Source organism: Teredinibacter purpureus, from assembly GCF_014217335.1.
Classification (GTDB): domain Bacteria; phylum Pseudomonadota; class Gammaproteobacteria; order Pseudomonadales; family Cellvibrionaceae; genus Teredinibacter; species Teredinibacter purpureus.
The window spans coordinates 2,731,536-2,750,945 of sequence record NZ_CP060092.1 but is presented as its reverse complement, the minus strand read 5'-3'; the positions used below and the strand labels follow the sequence as shown (position 1 = coordinate 2,750,945).

Annotated in this window: 14 protein-coding genes and 1 other RNA gene; 4 read left to right on the top strand and 11 right to left on the bottom strand. The window is 45.0% G+C overall.

Translation table 11 applies throughout. The features are described 5' to 3' along the window. Positions 1-561 precede the first annotated feature (561 nt). From ffs to H5647_RS12015, 4 genes are all read right to left on the bottom strand, one after another. Positions 562-658: signal recognition particle sRNA small type (gene ffs, locus H5647_RS12030), an RNA gene on the bottom strand. A gap of 93 nt (positions 659-751) precedes the next feature. Continuing rightward, positions 752-1,930, bottom strand: a complete 1,179-nt coding sequence (locus H5647_RS12025) for a 3-phosphoglycerate dehydrogenase family protein (protein WP_045858840.1) — start codon at positions 1,928-1,930, stop codon at positions 752-754. A 274-nt stretch (positions 1,931-2,204) separates the two neighbouring features. Beyond that, complete coding sequence (locus H5647_RS12020; RefSeq protein ID WP_045858838.1) at positions 2,205-3,320, bottom strand: phosphoserine transaminase; 1,116 nt, start codon at positions 3,318-3,320, stop codon at positions 2,205-2,207. A 272-nt stretch (positions 3,321-3,592) separates the two neighbouring features. After that, positions 3,593-4,447 carry a thioredoxin family protein gene (locus H5647_RS12015; RefSeq protein ID WP_045858837.1) on the bottom strand — a complete coding sequence of 285 codons (855 nt, stop codon included), beginning with the start codon at positions 4,445-4,447 and terminating at the stop codon, positions 3,593-3,595. Between the two features lie 176 nt (positions 4,448-4,623). On the opposite strand from H5647_RS12015, the gene phbB reads away from it, so the two are divergent. Further along, positions 4,624-5,349 (top strand): acetoacetyl-CoA reductase, encoded by a 726-nt coding sequence (gene phbB / locus H5647_RS12010; protein WP_045858836.1) that lies wholly within the window; start codon positions 4,624-4,626, stop codon positions 5,347-5,349. 124 nt (positions 5,350-5,473) lie between these two features. Here the strand turns inward: phbB and H5647_RS12005 are convergent, their stop codons facing one another. The 5 genes from H5647_RS12005 to H5647_RS11985 form a co-directional block, all read right to left on the bottom strand. Next, positions 5,474-5,950 (bottom strand): phasin family protein, encoded by a 477-nt coding sequence (locus tag H5647_RS12005; protein ID WP_052692040.1) that lies wholly within the window; start codon positions 5,948-5,950, stop codon positions 5,474-5,476. 253 nt (positions 5,951-6,203) lie between these two features. After that, complete coding sequence (locus H5647_RS12000; RefSeq protein ID WP_045858835.1) at positions 6,204-6,521, bottom strand: phasin family protein; 318 nt, start codon at positions 6,519-6,521, stop codon at positions 6,204-6,206. A 225-nt stretch (positions 6,522-6,746) separates the two neighbouring features. Further along, a complete protein-coding gene (gene phaR / locus H5647_RS11995; protein ID WP_045858834.1) occupies positions 6,747-7,256 on the bottom strand; it encodes a polyhydroxyalkanoate synthesis repressor PhaR in 510 nt (169 codons plus the stop codon). Positions 7,257-7,286: 30 nt separating this feature from the next. After that, positions 7,287-9,104 carry a PHA/PHB synthase family protein gene (locus H5647_RS11990; RefSeq protein WP_045858832.1) on the bottom strand — a complete coding sequence of 606 codons (1,818 nt, stop codon included), beginning with the start codon at positions 9,102-9,104 and terminating at the stop codon, positions 7,287-7,289. Positions 9,105-9,123: 19 nt separating this feature from the next. Continuing rightward, positions 9,124-9,903, bottom strand: a complete 780-nt coding sequence (locus H5647_RS11985) for a 3-hydroxybutyrate dehydrogenase (RefSeq protein WP_045858831.1) — start codon at positions 9,901-9,903, stop codon at positions 9,124-9,126. A 1,039-nt stretch (positions 9,904-10,942) separates the two neighbouring features. Here H5647_RS11985 and H5647_RS11980 point away from each other — a divergent pair. The 3 genes from H5647_RS11980 to H5647_RS11970 all read left to right on the top strand — a co-directional run bounded on the left by H5647_RS11980 (position 10,943) and on the right by H5647_RS11970 (position 16,895). After that, positions 10,943-12,841, top strand: a complete 1,899-nt coding sequence (locus tag H5647_RS11980) for a sodium:solute symporter family protein (RefSeq protein WP_045858830.1) — start codon at positions 10,943-10,945, stop codon at positions 12,839-12,841. Between the two features lie 91 nt (positions 12,842-12,932). Further along, a complete protein-coding gene (locus tag H5647_RS11975; RefSeq protein ID WP_045858828.1) occupies positions 12,933-15,368 on the top strand; it encodes a GH36-type glycosyl hydrolase domain-containing protein in 2,436 nt (811 codons plus the stop codon). Positions 15,369-15,557: 189 nt separating this feature from the next. Beyond that, positions 15,558-16,895 (top strand): MFS transporter, encoded by a 1,338-nt coding sequence (locus tag H5647_RS11970; RefSeq protein WP_045858826.1) that lies wholly within the window; start codon positions 15,558-15,560, stop codon positions 16,893-16,895. 61 nt (positions 16,896-16,956) lie between these two features. Here H5647_RS11970 and H5647_RS11965 read toward each other — a convergent pair whose 3' ends face one another. Beyond that, a complete protein-coding gene (locus tag H5647_RS11965) occupies positions 16,957-17,916 on the bottom strand; it encodes an FHA domain-containing protein (RefSeq protein WP_045858824.1) in 960 nt (319 codons plus the stop codon). Beyond that, on the bottom strand, positions 17,913-19,244 hold the full coding sequence (locus H5647_RS11960; protein WP_162926376.1) for a S1 family peptidase: 1,332 nt from the start codon (positions 19,242-19,244) through the stop codon (positions 17,913-17,915). The genes H5647_RS11965 and H5647_RS11960 overlap by 4 nt, the downstream gene beginning before the upstream one ends. Between the last annotated feature and the right edge of the window lie 166 nt (positions 19,245-19,410).

The following is a 19,410-nucleotide window of genomic DNA, read 5'->3' as shown; positions in this document are numbered from 1 at the left end:
GACCATTAGCAGACTTTTTGGTTGCGAGTATTTGCATCAAGGAATACGCAGCCCGCCCGATAACCTGTGTTAGCCACAACCCACATGTAGCGGTTATTTAACGCAGCGGTTTTGTCCGGCTCGCCCAACACTTGTTTTACGTGTCGCACTCAGTTCTAGCTTTCAGTGCAAACTAGAGGGTCAATCGGCCGATAAATGAAGGGCTGGGCAGCAAGATTCCCCCAAAGGTGACGGGGCATTTAGGCTTGCAAGAACATCAGCGCACACCTATGCCCCTAGCTTCTGCACTTGGATAAGTTAAGGTTAAAATACTTGGAGTTGATGTTTGCTGTTTACAATATTCGACTAACGACAGATCGCGCTGCTCGACATAGATAAGGAGTTGCGGCCCGTTATATTTATGGTGCGGGATCGTAGGAGCCCCTGAAATGAAGCAGGCCAAAGAGTAATGGGCGTTGGACTGTATTTATAGTAAGAGAGGGGTTGGGTTTGCACCTAAGAATAAAGCGACTGAACTAGGGTGAATGCGGAATAAACATAGCATTCTAGATTGGAGATGACTCAACTCAGCCACACCCCGGCACACAATTATACTGCTACCGTTGCTCCCTTCCAGGCCTGGCGGAGTTCACAGCGAATTGTTGCGAGGGGACCAAGCTGAGCCACCATTACAAATCGAACACAAAAAAACATGCTCGAGGGCTGCGCATTATCCGGTTTTAACCGAACAATGCAACAGTATTAACACTAATTATTTTAATATCACGCGCAAAGAGATCACATGCTCAACTTTGCTCAACGCTTCAATTACCGCATCGCTAGGTCGAGCATCAAAATCGAGAATAGTATAAGCCACGTTGTTACGGCTTTTATTCACCATATCAATTACATTCACACTGTTCTCAGCAAATATAGATAAAACATGTCCCAATACACCCGCGACATTTTCATTAATAAAGGTGATGCGACAATTGGAGTTTAAACCGCCCATACTGGTTTCTGGCAGGTTAACGGAATTTTTAATATTCCCGTTCTCTAGGTAATCACGCAATTGATTAACCGCCATTACTGCACAGTTTTCTTCAGCTTCACCGGTACTCGCGCCAATATGAGGCACCGCCACAACTTTTTCGTGCCCGATTAAACAAGGCTCTGGAAAGTCGCACACATACTGACGTAATTTTCCAGCATCCAATGCAGCAACTACATCTTCAGCAATAACAATTGCATCGCGAGCAAAATTCATAATCGCAGCGGTGGGCTTCATCATGGCCAACGTCTCAGCATTGATCATGCCTTTTGTTGGCTCTATTGCAGGAACATGCAACGATAAGTAATCCACGTCACCTAGCAGTGCCTGCAAGCTTTCTTTACGCCCCACCTCGCTAGGCAGCCTCCACGCAGCTTCGACAGACAGTGCCGGATCAAACCCCACAACATTCATACCTAGCGCTAAAGCGGCTTCGGCAACCATAGAGCCAATTGCACCCAAACCCACAATACCCAAGGTTTTACCCGCTAGTTCGCTTCCCGCAAAACGCTTTTTTTCTGCTTCTAACAGTTTCGACATTTCAGCAGCGTCGGTCATATGACCGAGCGTTGAAACAAATTCTTTGCCTTGTAAAATACCGCGAGAACTCAACAGCATACCCGCTAACACTAACTCTTTAACGGCGTTTGCATTTGCGCCTGGCGTGTTGAAGACAACAATCCCTTTTTCGGTGTAGTCCTCTACTGGAACATTGTTAACGCCCGCACCCGCACGTGCTACAGCAACTACGGAGGCCGGTAATGTTTCATTCTGAAGTTTTTGGCTGCGCAACAGTACAGCATCTGCTTCAACTACCGCTTCGCCTACAGTGTATTGATCTTCAGGAAAGCGGCATAAACCCTTCTCCGAAATTTTATTGTACGTACGAATTTGATACATATTGATTGCACCTTTAAATAAATGAAAATACGGGAAATTTGATTGAGAATTGAGTCACAGCAACTTGTCAGAATATTTAACATCCTATTGAGAGGATTACTCTAACCCACTGATATTTATACTGTTATTTTATGGCCTCGTTCTTGCTCTAAAGGAGACACCAAGCTTAACCGGCCGATAGGCCTCTTACAGCGAGGTAAAACCTTGTTTCTTCGATTAGGCCCTGGGTCTCCAGGGCCATTTTAAAGGGAGCAATTAAGGCTACAGCCTTTTATTACTGGGTCACTTGCTGATACGCCCAACCCAACCAAGGCATTAACAACGCTAAATCTGAAGATTCGACTGTAGCACCGGCCCATATACGCAAGCCTGCGGGCGCATCGCGGTAGGCTCCTATATCAAACGCTACACCTTCAGCAGCCAATAACTTCACCATTTCTTTTACTTGATCAGGTTCAGCCTTTAACGTTAAGCACACACTCGTATTTGAAAGTGTTTCGGGCTCTGCTGCCAGGAAATCGATCCAATCATTCGCTTCTACATAGCTCGCTATTACAGCAAGGTTAGCCTGAGACTTGCCAATTGCGGCCGATAGGCCACCCAAACTTTCCACCCAGTTAAGCGCATCCAGATAGTCTGCAACACATAACATTGACGGGGTGTTAATAGTCTCGCCACGGAAGATCCCTTCCGTAAGCTTCCCACCCTTGGTCATACGGAATAGTTTTGGCATCGGCCATGGCGGGGTATAAGACTCCAATCGCGCTACGGCCCGCGGGCTAAGAATTAACATTCCGTGTGCGCCCTCACCCCCGAGAACCTTCTGCCAGCTGTAGGTGATTACGTCTAACTTCTCCCACGGCATTTCCATCGCGAAAACGGCTGAGGTGGCGTCACATATCGTTAGGCCTTCGCGGTCATCTGCAATCCAGTCTCCGTTCGGAACTTTCACTCCAGAGGTGGTGCCATTCCATGTGAAAATAACATCTTTAGCAAAATCGACCGCGTTTAAATCGGGTAACTTGCCATAATCGGCTTCGTGTACGGTGACATTGTCTAACTTGAGCTGTTTAGTGATATCCGTTACCCAACCACTACCGAACGACTCCCAGGCCAATATATCGACTGCTCGCTGACCCAACAAAGACCACATGGCCATTTCAACGGCGCCCGTATCTGAACCTGGCACAACACCTACACGATAGCCTTCAGGTAAACCCAATATTTTGGCGGTTTGCTCGCAGGCTAAACCCAATGCTTTTTTACCTACGGAAGATCTATGGCTACGACCTAATGTCGCAATATCAAGGTTGCTGACATCGTAACCAGGTCGCTTACTACAAGGGCCTGATGAAAAATTCGGATTATTAGGTTTGCTTTGCGGTTGCATTGTCTTCCTCTGGATAACGTCCAAAACCCCTAACGGGGTTCGGTATCTATGCGCTTGGATAACGCTTACGGCGGCCACATAGTGTGCAAACGCGGGTTTCGCGGCATGCAGTGGGCGCAATTATGGGCGAAGTGGGCGAATACTCGCTTGCCCTGAAAACGGTGCGCATTATGCCATTGTTACCTCGTCACTCCTAGTGCTGATGCGACGCCCATGAGCACCAAGAATAGCTTTTGAGCATTCCATTGAGCCACATCTACTATCACTGTGAATCAGTAAAGCAATGTATACATTTTACGCTGGTATTCAACGGCGAGCGGGTCCCCTTTGCCTAGTACCGCGAGCACATCCGTGTAAATTCTTCTGGCTTCCCCGTCGTTAAAATTAAGGTCTAATTGAAGCACTCCATACAGCAAAGCCAATGCTTCGGCATAATAATCATGCTGGCTATATTGCACCGCTAACAGATAAGCGACCTGCTGATCGGCAGGGTTTGCCTTGTGCTGCTCCTCTAACGCTTCAATTTCCGGCGCTTTACCGGCCTGCTGCGCTAATTCAAGCTTAGCGATAGCATTGTTGTATTCGGCGTCCTGATCAGCCATTTTAATTTGAGCTAACACGACTTCTGCATCAGACAAACGGTTAAGCTGAATGTGGGCCTTTGCTAACACCACAGCAATATCGGCACGCGCCTCAGACTCTTTGTATGCTTGCTGTAAAAGCGGCAAAGCGCCGCCAAAATCCTCCTCCGCACACAACGCCTGAGCCTGCTCCAGCAGCAGGTCCCAAGGCTTAGGCAAATACTTACCAAGCAACTCTCGTACTTGCTGTTCGGACTGAGCCCCTGTAAAGCCATCTACTGGTTGGCCGTCTTTCATTACCATTACCGTAGGAAGAGATCGAACGCCAAATTGACCAGAAATCATTTGCTGTTCGTCAGCATTAACTTTCGCCAAAAGAAAGGCGCCGCCACATTCAACAGCAAGCTTTTCAAGTACTGGCATTAAATTTTTACAGGGTTCGCACCAGTCCGCCCAAAAATCAATTAATACCGGCCGTTTAAACGATTCATCAATGAGTAATGCCTGCGCATTCGACTCATTTATATCTACAACATGATCTGACACAGTCTTTCCTCTATGGTTGGCACCAGTTTCTTTTTAGCAGGTTTCGCTTTTGCAATTCTTCTATATAGTTACGAAAGTGCAAGTTTCAATTGGAAGCACACCAAAAACGCTGAAAGAAACCTGCACCCGTTAGAACCATACCTTTTTTTTTGCTCATTTGGTCAAGGAGAACAACCATGAGTAGACTTGCACTCGTCACTGGAGGTACACGCGGTATCGGTGAAGCTATATCTGTACGATTAAAAACAGCGGGCTATTTAGTAGCGGCCAATTACGCCTCCAACGACGCTAAAGCCAGAGATTTCAGCAAGGAGTTTGACATTCCCGTATACAAGTTCGACGTTGCTGATTTTGACGCGTGCAAAACGGCTATCGAAAGCATTCGCACTGACTTCGGGCATGACATTGACATTCTGATTAACAACGCAGGCATTACGCGCGATAACACCATTCATAATATGACACCCGAGTGCTGGCACAAAGTCATGGAAACAAATCTGGGGTCCTGTTTTAACTTGTCTCGTAACGTCATAGGTACTATGCGAGCCAATAATTTTGGTCGTATTGTAAATATTGGCTCTATAAACGGCCAAGCAGGACAATATGGGCAGGTTAATTATGCAGCGTCTAAGTCCGGTATTCATGGGTTCACTAAGGCGTTAGCGCAAGAAGGCGCTCGCCACAATATTACGGCCAATGCCATTGCGCCAGGTTATATTGCAACAGATATGGTGAGAGCGGTACCCGAAAGAGTACTTGAAAAAATCGTTGCCAAAATCCCTGTTGGACGCTTAGGTAGTGCTGACGAGGTTGCGCGGGGTGTTGAATTTTTAGTGGCGGATGATGCGGGCTTTATTACAGGGTCTACTCTTTCGATAAATGGCGGTCAACATATGTATTAGCCCTACGGAAAACCGGCCCAACGCTATCGTTTACTGCTCAGCGCCAATAAAAAGCATGCGAAGAAAATTTGCACGCCCCCTATAGGCCCTTATCTCTTTGTAATAGGTAAGGGCCTATAGGCGCCTAATCCGTTACTAAATCCGTTTGCTTCGCCGCTGAAATATTACGCGCACTGGGCTTAGCTTTCTTCCCCGCTGCGGTTTTCTTTCTAACTGTTTTAACCGGTTCGTTTTTAACCGCTTCTTTTGCAGGCTTCAGCGGCGCGGGATCTGAAACGGGCACATCTGACCACGTATAACCTACCCCTAGCATTTCTCCCATTTTCTCGTGTGAATCATTCAGCAACACAAAGGCATCTTTCGCACTCGCGGATACCGTTTGTTGTACTGATTCCCAATATTGCTGCTGCATGCCAAAGACATCATCCAACCCTTGTTGGGTCGACATCCCTTTTGCATGCTCAAGGCCCCTCTCCATTAAGGTGTTAACAAGGTCGACGTGCTTCTCTCGAACAGCATCCATCGTTTCGATATTAATACTCATCAGGTCTGAGAAAGGCTTGAATAATGTTTCAACTTGCTCATAAAGTTTTTCGTACATGACACCACTCCTTTTCCATTCAACAATAAGAATAATTGTCTCGAGCACACAGCATTACTGGCGAGCGTACGAATTCCCACGCGACCGAACCAAACCACCCTACAGAACTGCACCCTCGCACCGCTTAGCTTAAAACAAAAAAGCCCGGTACCAAGCCGGGCTTTTTATTCCTCAATAATCGCAAGCACCGTTTTTTTACATTACGCTTGATCGAATCGACGAATAGATCTGTTATATCCCGAGGTTGAGATCGTTACTGAACAACAGCCGCACTTTTTAGTACTTCCCCAGCTTTCTCTTGGGTCGATGTCAATACTTCATAAAATTCAGTAGACGTTGAAACCCACTTATCTTGAACCCCTTCCATATACGCTTTCTGCGTTTGATAGACACCCGAGAAATCTTTCTGAGCCCCTAACTCTTTGGCAAATGCCATACTTTCGCTAACCATATCGGTAACAAGCGTTTTTTGCTTATCGGCAAGGTTTTCCATCACTTTGGAATTAAGGGATAGCAGTTCGTTCATTGGTTTAAACATTGTCTGGGCTTGCTCAAACATTTTATCTAACATGACTAATCCTCCATTAATGATATTGCTGCACTGCAGTATTTAGACTTAGTTTAAGCATGAAAAGGAAGTCCGTCAAGCTGATTTGCTGCGATGCAGCACACTTTCTTATACCATTTTACTACTACCAACAACACGGTAAAAAGCGATAGTGATATTAGCGAGATCAAGACCTTTCAGGCCCCAAAACCACGCAGGCTCATAGCATAAAGGAGCGAAAGAACCCAGCTAACTACTGGCGCTATCGTTATCTTTGGGGGAGGGATCTGGGTCAGGGCTGCTACTGGGCCTATCGGAAGGTTGAGGACGACTTTTAGCAGTACCTGTAAACCCCTGCCACATAGCCATATTCTTTTCCATCATTTGATTGAATGCTGTCATAGGTGAAGCACTCTGAATAAAGTCGCTCATCACGCCTTGGAAGCTATCTTGCCGCTCCAAGAAGGTGGCAATACTCTGCTCAATATACTGACGCATAAAATCTTGCATCTCAGTCCCATAAAACCGAATTAGCTGCTTTAGGACTGTTTCGGTCAATATTGCTTGCTGATCACCTGCCTCCTGCTCACTGATAATTTGCAATAAAATACTTTTTGTCAGATCACTCTCAGTTTTAGAGTCTATAACTTTAAACTCTTTATGCTCCATAACGAGCGCTCTAATGGTCTCCAAATTAATATACTGACTTTTAGAGGTATCGTATAAACGTCGATTTGGATATTTTTTGATGATTATCACAAGGCTACTCTTATCTTAATTTTCTATTGATTATAGCGACTCTTCTACGCTCGAAGGAACAACTCTTTCCAGTCTTTGTTTTACGTATCGGCCAGGGGCATTTTCGATAACAGGGAAACTATCACCACCAACCGATGCGGGTGCAACTTTCTTACCTGAATATAACTGCAACCACTGATGCCAATCTTGCCACCACGATCCTTGCTGCTGAGACGCGCCCTCCAGCCAGCCCTGATGCGTTTTTGGCATTTCACTATTGACCCAATGGGAGTATTTGCCTCGATTGACAGGGTTCACAACGCCGGCTACGTGCCCAGATTCCGTTAACACAAAACGTTTTTCACCGCCTAAGCATTGCGCACTTTTATAGGCCGCCGGCCACAATACTATGTGATCAGCCATAGCGGCCAAGCAATAGCTAGGTGTTTTTATCGTACGTAAATCCACTGGTACATTTTTTACAAAAATACCGCCGGCTTCAATAAGTTTATTATCCAAATACATATTCCGTAAATAGTACAAATAGGCTTCGCCTGGAATATTAGTGGAGTCGGAGTTCCAATAAAGAATATCAAAAGGTGTAGGGTCTTTTCCTTTTAAATAGTGTTCAATGAAAAAAGACCAAAATAAATTATTCTCTCTTAATAACGAAAAACTTAGCGCCAGAATGCGTCCATCGAAATAACCCTTTTTCTGAACCATTTTTTCGACTAAAGGATACATTTCCTCAGAAATATAATGCCCTACCTCCCCCGGTTCAGAGAAATCAAAAAGGCTTGTCAGAAAAGTAAGCGAGTGAATACGCTCGTCCCCCTGAGACAACAGATACGCCTGGGCCGTTGCTAACAGAGTACCACCCACGCAATAGCCTGCAACATTTATGGGCATGTTGTTCACTGACTTTTGAACGACATCTAAAGCCGCAATAACGCCATCCATTACATAGTGATCGAACGTAGTCGCGCTTAGCGTATGATCGGGATTTACCCAAGAGACCATAAATACTGTATAGCCCTGCCCCACCAACCAATTAACCATTGATTTTTTTTTGTCTAAATCAAGGATATAGTACTTGTTGATAAAGGGAGGAATAATAAGCAACGGGTTTTCAAAGGTCGCATCGGTAGTAGGCTCGTACTGAATAAGCTGAATTAAATTGTTTTCGAAAATCACTTTTCCCGGGGTATACGCTAAATCTTCCCCCAACGTAAAGGCATCTAAGCTTACTTGTGTGATTTTGAAGGCTTCGTTTGGGCTATTATCCAAATCCCTCATAAAATTATCGATACCTTTAGCGAGGTTCTCGCCTTCGGTGTTCAAAATTTCCCGACAGACTTCGGGGTTGGTTAATACATAATTACTTGGCGCCATTGAGCTAACAAACTGTCGCGTACAAAACCTAACCTGCTCTTCGAGCTTTTTGTCCTCAAAATCTAATGCATCAACCATTTGATGCATATATTCTGCATTCAATAAATAGGCTTGTTTTATGTAGCTAAACATCGGGTTGCCGTCCCAATCGTCATCTGTAAAACGCTTATCATCTTTTCCTTCTTCAATAATAGGCTCAGTGGGCTCACCCATCATTGATTTAGCGGCGTTCTGCCAGAGCTGTTGCTGTTTTTCAAGAAACAACAACTGCTGCTGAACAAATTGTTCTGCATTAACTTTTACGTTAGGCATTTTGGGGGGGGATGTAGGAGAAGATTTTTGATCGGCAGCAGGCTGACAGCCGCCGTCGAACTGATTTTGAATAATACGCTCTATAACCTGTCGCATCATATCATTGAAAACACCACTAAATTTTTCTATGTAGCGCAGAATCTCTGTACGTTCCTGCTCAATCATAGCGATTATTACTCCCTGATTATCTGGCCGTCCATCCCCCATCAAGAACAATAGATTGGCCAGTAACATTTTTTGCGGCAGAGGACACTAAATACTCTACCGTACCTGACAACTCTTCCATTTCAATAAACGCTTTTTTAGGCATTGGCTCCAACATTACGGTTGTTACCACCTCGTCTTCAGACATTCCATATTCCTGCGCTTGCTGTTTAATTTGTTTTTCTACTAGAGGAGTTTTGACATAAGAAGGGCACAAGGTGTTGATGGTAATATCGAAGTCTGAAGTTTCTAAGGCAATTACTTTTGAAAACCCCAATATGCCGTGTTTTGCCGCAACGTAGGCACTTTTAAAGGGCGATGCTACCAATGCGTGAATAGACCCTATGTTAATAATCCGGCCAAAATTTTTCGCCTTCATTGAAGGTAACAATGCCCGAGTGAGCATAGCAGGGCCAACCAGTAACACTTCGTTCAATTGCCTCCATTTTTCAGGCGGAAAGGCTTCAAGCTTAGCGACGAATTGCAGGCCTGCATTATTAATAAGAATATCGATGGGCCCTACGCTGGCCTCCACCCCGTCAATATTGTCTTGCTTGGAAACATCCAGCTTAAACGCACGAGCTTGAAAACCTTGTGTCAACACTTCATCAGCCACTTTTTGCGCAGATATTTCGTCAAGGTCGCTCACAACAACATCAAAACCTTGCTTCGCTAATGACAACGATAAGGCCGCGCCAATACCGCTTCCTGCCCCTGTTACTAGAGCCGTTCGTTTTAACGGTTGATTTGAATACGACATTGCCGTTTCCCTCCTTTGCACGAAGCTGCAAACTTAATTGTACTCTTACTGTAGGGTAACGCGTAACCTATTGGCCGCCGATGAATTTGTCTAAGATCATCGGCGGGTGCTTAAGGGCCTTTCGCTTTGCTATGCCGCACAAGGTTAATCACTTAATGACAACTCAAACGCCTAGGCAACGAACGCCAATAGAGTAACGCTCCCGACGCGTACCTCTAATCGTGGCAGCTTTAACAAAAACCAATTCCTCAGGTAGGGATTTGATCGGTACATTCGACGACGATAACAAGGACTTTAGTGCCACAATTTGGTGCGGTGACGTTAAATTCACCTACACTCACTATAATTTTCTGCTGCCCGCTCTATTAGCTGATGATGTATATAGCTAACCTTTGTACAATTATCAGGTAAAACTACACCCTCTTTGCACCTCAGCCACGTACTTTCGTAGTAATTACTTAGTTTGAAAGTGTTTTTATGTGCAAACTGCTGTCAAACGCCTCAAATTCTCCTAAAATAGCCGCGACCTTTGCCTTGTCTGTATCTCATTAAAAGAGACTCGTATGATTGGGAGGCGATATTCACTGCTATGCAGCCAATTTTTCTGGCGGCGAGAGTATCGAGAAAGTTCGAGATTGCAATAAAATACAGTCACATTTGAGGGTTCCTTCGTTGGCACTGGCAAATGTGGATGAAAAGAAGCGATCGCGTGACGAGTGGTAAGGGCGGCACTACAAACCTAGGGGATTTCTGTTCGAGACCATGGATCTTGTTTTACCATAGTACGAGCGTAACAATGGGTTCACTTAGATGTCTCTTTAACGATGGCAGCTGCGCTGCTGAAATTATAGAGCTATTAATGGAACAACCGGCGTTTCACTAACACTAACTATCGATATGCACTAACGATTATCGATAGCTATACCGTGCTACCACCTATTTCTGGCGACTATAGTCTCAGAAGTAACACCGGTATTACTCCATCGACTTGGCTCAGCCCCAGCGATAACAATTACATAGCATTTAAGGCGCCTATTTTATGCACTTAACGTATTTGGATATTTCCATTATCTGCCTCTATCTGGTCAGCACCGTGATTATCGGTCTGCTCCTGAAGAAGAAAGCCTCCAAAAATCTCGACTCTTATTTTCTCGGTGGAAAAACACTACCTTGGTACATGCTCAGTTTGTCTAACGCCTCCGGCATGTTCGATATTTCCGGTACAATGTGGCTTGTAACGCTATTATTTGTATACGGCTTAAAAAGCATGTGGATACCATGGGCTTGGCCAGTATTTAACCAAGTTTTCCTTATGGTCTTCTTGTCCGTCTGGTTACGTCGCTCTAATGTATTGACCGGCGCAGAGTGGATTCGACTCCGCTTCGGTGATGACCTAGGCGGCACCCTTTCGCACAGCATTGTAATCGTATTCGCCGTTATCGGTGTATTGGGCTTTTTAGCCTACGGTTTTGTTGGCATAGGCAAGTTCATGGAAATCTTTATTCCATGGGAAAACGTTGCCCCATACGTACCCTTTGCGGTATCAGCTAAATACGTACCCCATCTGTACGGTATTTTCTTCACGGCCATTGCCACCTTTTATGTCATGCTTGGCGGTATGCTCAGTATTGTATGGGCTGATGTTTTGCAATTTACCATTATGGCCGTTTCAGCTGTAATAATTGCCAGCATCGCCATGATGCAAGTATCACCAGAAGCATTTCAAGCAGCGGTTCCCGAAGGCTGGAGCAACCCTTTCTTTGGGTGGAATCTTGGCTTAGATTGGACCAACGTCATCCCAGAAGTAATGACTAAAATCAACTCCGATGGTTATGAGTTGTTTGCCGCTTTCGTCATGATGCTTTTATTTAAAGGTGTTCTTATTAGTGCTGCAGGCCCTGCACCTAACTATGACATGCAGAAAGTATTAGCAACAAAATCACCCCGTGAAGCAGCGAAAATGAGTGGTTTTGTCTCTGTTGTACTCATGCCTATTCGTTATTTGATGATTGCAGGTTTTACTGTTCTAGCGCTTGTTTACTACGATCAACTCGACCTAAGAACAGCCGGTAACATGGACTTCGAAAACATTCTGCCATCCGCTATCCGACAATTCGCCCCTGCGGGCGTTGCCGGTTTGTTGCTTGCAGGCTTACTCGCGGCCTTTATGTCTACCTTCGCCTCTACGGTAAACGCGGCTCCCGCCTACTTAGTGAACGACATTTATAAACGCTACATAAACCCTCAAGCGTCCGCTCATAGATTGGTTCGAATGAGCTACATTGTCTCGGTTTCAGTTGTACTGATTAGCACCTGTATTGGTCTATTCATCTCCAGCATCAACTCCGTATTACAATGGATAGTCGGCGGTTTGTATGGCGGTTATACTGTTTCTAATGTTCTCAAATGGTATTGGTGGCGCTTCAATGGTATGGGCTATTTCTGTGGTATGGCGTCAGGCATACTCCTCGCTCTAACGCTACCCACTATTATTGGGATACTAGTGCCTACCTTGCCAAGCGATATAATCCCGCTCTATTCATTCCCAGTCATTTTAGTTGGGTCTGCAATAGCGGCAATATTGGGCACCATCTACGGGCCTCCTGAAGATGAAGAGCGCCTCATGACGTTCTACAAGCGTGTACGCCCTTGGGGATTCTGGAAACCTATTCACGATCGAGTAGCCAAAGAAAACCCTGAATTCACTCGAAACCCCCATTTCCGTCGCGATATGTTTAACATTGCTGTCGGTATAATTCTGCAAACTGCGTTGGTTGCATTACCCATATTTTTTGTAATCAAAGAGTTTTACTTCGCTGCCATTACAGCGGCTATCTCGGCGGCTGCGGCCCTCGTGCTCTGGAAGACGTGGTATCAGAATTTGTGTGATTGGCCTGAAGAAGAAATTGCACAGGAAAATGCTTTAAAGAACTCATAACAATAATAAGTCTGGGGGAAATGGTGGAGCATTCTGCCTTTCCCCCTAAATTTATAAAATTCCTAACCACTTAAGCTAAGGTAGAAACAAAATGAAATTTGGTCATTTTGATGATGACGCCCGAGAGTACGTCATTACAAACCCGAAAACCCCATACCCTTGGATCAACTACTTGGGAAATGAGGACTTTTTTAGTCTTATATCCAACACCGCTGGCGGCTACACCTTTTATAAAGACGCCAAGTTCCGTCGTTTAACCCGATACCGCTATAACAACGTTCCTGTCGACAATGGCGGCAAGTACTTTTATATCAATGACGGTGGTGATGTTTGGTCCCCAGGCTGGAAACCCGTAAAAGCAGATCTCGATAAATACGAATGTGCGCACGGTATGAGTTATACGCGCATCACGAGTGAACGTAATGGCGTTGAGGCAGAAGTAACCTACTTTATCCCATTAAAAACATGGGCCGAAGTTCAAAAAGTTAAGCTTAAAAATACGTCGAACGAAACGAAAAAATTAAAATTCTTTTCATGGGCTGAATGGTGCCTTTGGAATGCTGAAGATGATATGCAAAATCTTCAGCGTAACTTTTCTACCGGTGAAGTAGAAATCGAAGATTCTGTTATCTATCACAAAACTGAATTTAAAGAGCGTCGAAATCACTACGCTTTTTATTCTGTAAATGCCCCAATTCAAGGCTTTGATACAGACCGCGACACATGGAAAGGTCTCTACAATGACTTTGACCGCCCTGACGCTGTATTCGAAGGCAAGCCCCGAAATTCTGAAGCTCATGGCTGGTCGCCTTGCGCCTCTCACTACATAGAAGTAGAGCTGGCCCCAGGCGAAGAAAAAGAGCTTGTATTTGTATTGGGTTATATTGAAGTTGAGCCCGAAAATAAATGGGAAAGCAAAAACATCATCAACAAGACTCCTGCAAAAGACGTGATTGCGCGCTTTGATACAGTTGAGAAAGTTGATGCTGAACTAGACAAACTACGTGTTTATTGGGAAGACCTATTATCGACCTATTCCGTTGATAGTGGCGATGACAAACTAGACCGTATGGTAAACATCTGGAACCAGTACCAGTGCATGGTAACGTTTAACATGAGCCGTTCGGCTTCGTTCTTCGAAACCGGCATTGGCCGTGGCATGGGCTTCCGTGACTCCAGCCAAGATCTCATTGGCTTTGTCCATCAAGTACCAGAACGTGCGCGCGAACGAATTATCGATATTGCATCAACTCAATTCGAAGATGGTTCTGCCTATCACCAATATCAGCCTTTAACCAAACGCGGTAACGACGCGTTAGGCGGCGGTTTTAACGATGACCCTCTATGGTTGATCTTATCCACCACCGATTACATTAAAGAAACGGGTGACTTCGGTATACTTGACGTACAAGTGCCTTATGATAACGATGAAAGTAAAGCCACTAGCCACTTCGAACACTTAAAGCGTTCTTTCTACTTTACGGTGAACAATTTAGGGCCACACGGCCTGCCCTTAATTGGCCGTGCAGACTGGAATGACTGCTTAAACTTAAATTGCTTCTCTGAAGATCCAAACGAATCCTTCCAAACCACCGGGAATAAAAAAGGATTTACAGCAGAATCACTCATGATTGCCGGCTCCTTTGTGCTGTACGGTAAAGAGTTTATTAAGCTCTGTAAGTTCATTGGGAACGATGCTGACGCCGCAGAAGCACAAAAACACGTCGACGCCATGATAGCGGCCGTTAAGAAAGATGGCTGGGATGGTGAGTGGTACCTCCGCGCATACGATTACTACGGTAAGAAAATTGGTAGTAAAGAAAACGAAGAAGGTAAAATTTTCATCGAGTCGCAAGGTTTTTGTGGCATGGCCGGCATTGGTCTAGACGACGGCATGGTGCACAAATCCATGGAATCGGTTAAAGAGCACCTTGATTGTGAATACGGTATTGTTTTACAACAACCCGCCTTCACCAAATATGTCATCGAGTACGGCGAAATTTCAACCTACCCTGCAGGGTATAAAGAAAACGCCGGTATTTTTTGTCACAACAACCCCTGGATTACCATCGCCGAAACCACCATTGGTAACGGTGACCGAGCCTTCGATACCTACAAAAAGATCGCGCCTGCTTATCTAGAAGATATCAGTGATTTACATAAAGTTGAGCCTTACGCTTACTGCCAAATGGTTGCAGGTAAAGATGCCTACAAACCTGGCGAAGGCAAAAACTCTTGGCTCACAGGTACGGCTTCTTGGAACTTCGTTGCGATTACACAATACATTCTGGGCGTAAAACCCGATTACGACGGTCTAGCCGTAGACCCTTGTATTCCGAGCGCATGGAAAGGCTATACCGTGTCACGTAAGTTCCGTGGCGCAACGTACTCCATCGAAGTGAAAAACCCAGACAACGTTTGTAAAGGCGTCAAATCTCTCACCGTAAATGGAGAGAAAGTAGAGGGCACCGTAATACCCGTGCAAGCCGAAGGCGCAACCGTTACGGTTGAAGTTGTACTAGGCTAGCCTCTAATCTGTGCTTAACTAGACTCTGTAAAGCCCCGTTTTTTAGGGGCTTTTTTGTTCTCGATCGGACAAGTCAAATAGGAGTTTCTGCAGACGATACCTATTCCTGACTATCCCAGTTATACTCGGCCTGCACTATAACCATAACAATTTCACACGGGCAACGCCCGCCGACCTCCGGAGATATGTATGACTTCCGATTTTGCCAAAGTTGGCATTAAAGAAAAAATTGGCTACGGCATGGGGGATGCTGCATTCAATTTTGTATGGATGACGTTTATTTATTTTGGAACCTATTTTTACACGGATGTGTTTGGCATTTCAGCCTTAACGGTTGGTTCCTTATTTTTGATAACCCGATTATGGGATACAATAAACGACCCTATAATGGGTATGCTGGCAGACAGGACAGAAACGCGCTGGGGCAAATTTCGACCCTACATGCTGTTTGGCGCCTTACCTTTAGGCATAGTTGCCACACTGTGTTTCACCACGCCAGACATATCTGACCAAAACAAAGTTATCTACGCCTATGTCACTTACTTTCTAGTCGGCATGGTGTATACCATTCTTAATATCCCCTACTCCTCTATGCTGCCGGTTATGACATCCGACAGAGACGAGCGTAACGGTCTTTCTTCTGCACGATTGATTGGCGCCTATTGCGCTGGCCTGATCGTACAATTTGCGACCTTAGATCTAGTTGGTTGGTTTGGCGAAGGCGATGACCGCCTCGGCTTTCAAATGACTATGGGGCTCTATTCGGTGATCTTCGCCATATTGCTTTATTTCACTTTTAGCTGGACTAAAGAACGCGTAAAACCTATAAAGAAAAAGCACTCCATTAAAAATGATGCTCTCGCTTTGCTATCAAACATTCCCTTTTATGTCTTGTTCTTTGTTGGAATATTCACGCTAAGCTGGGTATCGATACGCGGTGCTTCGATCATGTATTACTTCAAGTATTACTTGAATATGGAAGATCAGGCTAAGTGGTTTATGGCTGGCTTTACCATTTGCAATATAGCTGGCGCTGCACTCACCCAGTGGATTTGCAAAGGTCGCGATAAGAAAATGGTGTACATCGCCCTTATGCTGCTAAATTCAGTCACCATCGCAGTAGTTTATTGGATTAGCCCAGATAGCATGATTCTTTTTGGTGCTTTACATTTAGCAAACGGTCTTTTAGCTGGGCCTATTACGGTAATTGTATTCTCCATGTACGCCGACATTGCCGATTATACCGAAGCCGCTAAAGGTAGACGTGTAGATGGGTTAATTTTTTCCGGTGCATCATTTTCTCAAAAAATGGGGTGGACCGTTGGCGGCGCATCAGGAGGTTTTCTTTTGGCCTTCTTCAACTATGAACCCAACGTTGCTCAACCAGAAGAAACCATTCAGGGTATTCGTATGATGTTTACGCTAATACCTGCAGCGCTGTCTATAGTGGCAGCACTAGCGATGATGGCCTATCAATTATCCGATGCCAAAATGGATGAAGTTCAACAGAAATTGAAAACAGCGTAACCCTTACAAAAAAGCCTGCTATTGCAGGCTTTTTTGTAACATTTAATCGTCCTCCGCCCCGCTATTCGCTCGCCTCCTCTGCACGTTGAAAAGCATCCTCAACTAACAGCATAAACTCCGCTTCACTTACCTCACCTCGCAACTGTAGGGCAGGCTCTACTAATGTCATGTTATACACGGGGTGGGCGCTAAAGTCGGCAGGAAATATAATGGCACTAATATCGGTCATTATCGATAGCAAGGCCAATACCCCAGCAATGCCACCCGCAAGCCATCGTTTTAAATGAAGTGTTTGAGTGCTCGATACAAATAACGCCGTTGCGACCAACCAAAACGTTAGAACCAATGAAAAGTAATGGGTGGAAAGCAACCAGCCGATATTAAAATCGTAAACCGCCACAAAAAGTTGGAATGTGCCATCAACTACGAACAGGAATAATAAGATATTTACGTTAAATAAAAGCCGGCCTTCCATTCGTTGTAATCGAGCAGCTAACATCCAAATACCGCCGTAGCAAAGCGCTACAAAGAGAAAAATCACACCCGTATTAAGTTCTTTTAATAATTTTTCGGAAAAAGGATTCGCTAAGTACGCCTGCGTTATAGTGATTGTAATAATTGCCGACAATAAAAATAGCATAACCCGCCACGTTGAAAGCAACGCAAATACTGGCTCGAACGCAGAAAGTTTTAAGGCGGCTGGAGCTGCATGCGAAGGGTCTATTAAACGGATATGCGTTTTTCCCAGTGTAAGTATTTCCCCACTTTGGAACGACTCCAATTCGCAAGGTCGTAGAGTTGCCAAGGGTGGCTCAGCCTTTGTTCCATTCGTCGACTTTAAATCTCGCACAACAAACGTGCCTTCACCGCGATCAAAAGTAACCTCCAAATGGTTAGCATCCATATACGGATCTTGGAGAATCAGATCGTTCCCGTACCCACGACCAATCGAAATATGATCTTTTTGGAAGGCGTGTATTTCCATTACTCGACCTGACTTTGTCACGATTTCAACAATCATTGCCATTTCACCTGTTGAATAAAGCGAGTCATAAATTCATTCGATTTTTGTTTGTCGACGCCAGAGAGACAAAAGTGTTCCATTAAGGCTCTATTATTTTTATCGATGGTGACCCCCATATAAAAAGTATCGTAAAGCCCGCCGTATTTTTTATAGGGCCGTGCACAAAAAGCCGCTCGTCGACGTACCGAGCCATCCTCTCGTTCGATAATATCGTTGACACAGGTAAAATCTTCTACATCCTCCTCTCCCGCACTATTCGAAGGGCGCCCGTGAGAAAATTCGTTGCTAGCATATTGATAAAAGGCCATCGCGGGCCAATCTTTACCTTCGATATAACGAAATTCATATTCAAAATAACCTGAATCCAATTCACTAGAGACGTATATAGACTGCCGACTATTACAGCCTTTCACGACGGTTAATATATTCAACTTTTCATCGGTATCGCTTTGCCCCCAACAATGAAATCCCGGATGAACCTCGCCAACCACTGTCGCATCAGATAATAACTCTGTAGGCCAATCGCGCGTATTAATCTCATCAATTAGCGTGCTGGTTGCACTCATTATCTGCTCACCAATCGCGTGCTGAAGATGCTCGTAGAGCACGACCTTCGGCTCCTCATCATCTTGCGTAGCCTCGGTTAAATCTTCGACCTCTTCAGGTTCGGCTACCGCCGCTACCGCCCCCGCCCCCCCGCTAACGCCATCAAGCAACCGAGTTAACTTTTCGACAGGGACTAAAAAACCCACTTGGTTGCCTGCTGTTTGAACATTTACGCCAACAACATCGCCATTAACATCGATAGTGGGACCACCGCTCATACCCGGGTTTAAAGCGCCAGAAAAATGGATTCGATCGAAAACATAGCCATCGGCCAACCCATTGTAATTCCCTTCAACAATGGTCATCCCTATATTGTGAGGATTGCCAATAGAATACAATTTTTCACCTTTAAACGGTGATAGTGCCCTCATAAGCAAAGGCTTGCCTTGTTCCTCTACCCTCAAAACAGCTAGATCATTAACAACATCAATGGCAACGACCTCTAGTGCCACCTCGCGACCTTCTCTTTTGATAACGACCTTGTACTCCTGTGGCTCTAGTACTACAGAGGAAATCACATGGTAGTTCGTCGCAACCAAATGCCCATCCGCAACAAAAAAGCCGGTTCCAGAGCTATTGAGATTATGAGATTTAAGGTTAATAATTCGAACCTGAAAAATTGATGAGCCAAACTCTGCAAAAGCTTGTTCAGCATCACCTCGTGGAGGCGCAATATTGTTCGCTTGAACAGCGTGAGAAAACGCTGCGATGAAAGGCAAAATATAGATAAAACATGAACAACGTTGTACAACGGAGACAAAGATACGGCTAATCAACAAACACCTACCAGGCTAGAGCGGGCTAAGCCCACTAAAAATGAAGGACAATTCCACTCACGATACGCAGCACTCGATCATATTAGCCCAACCTTCTATTGTCTACCCA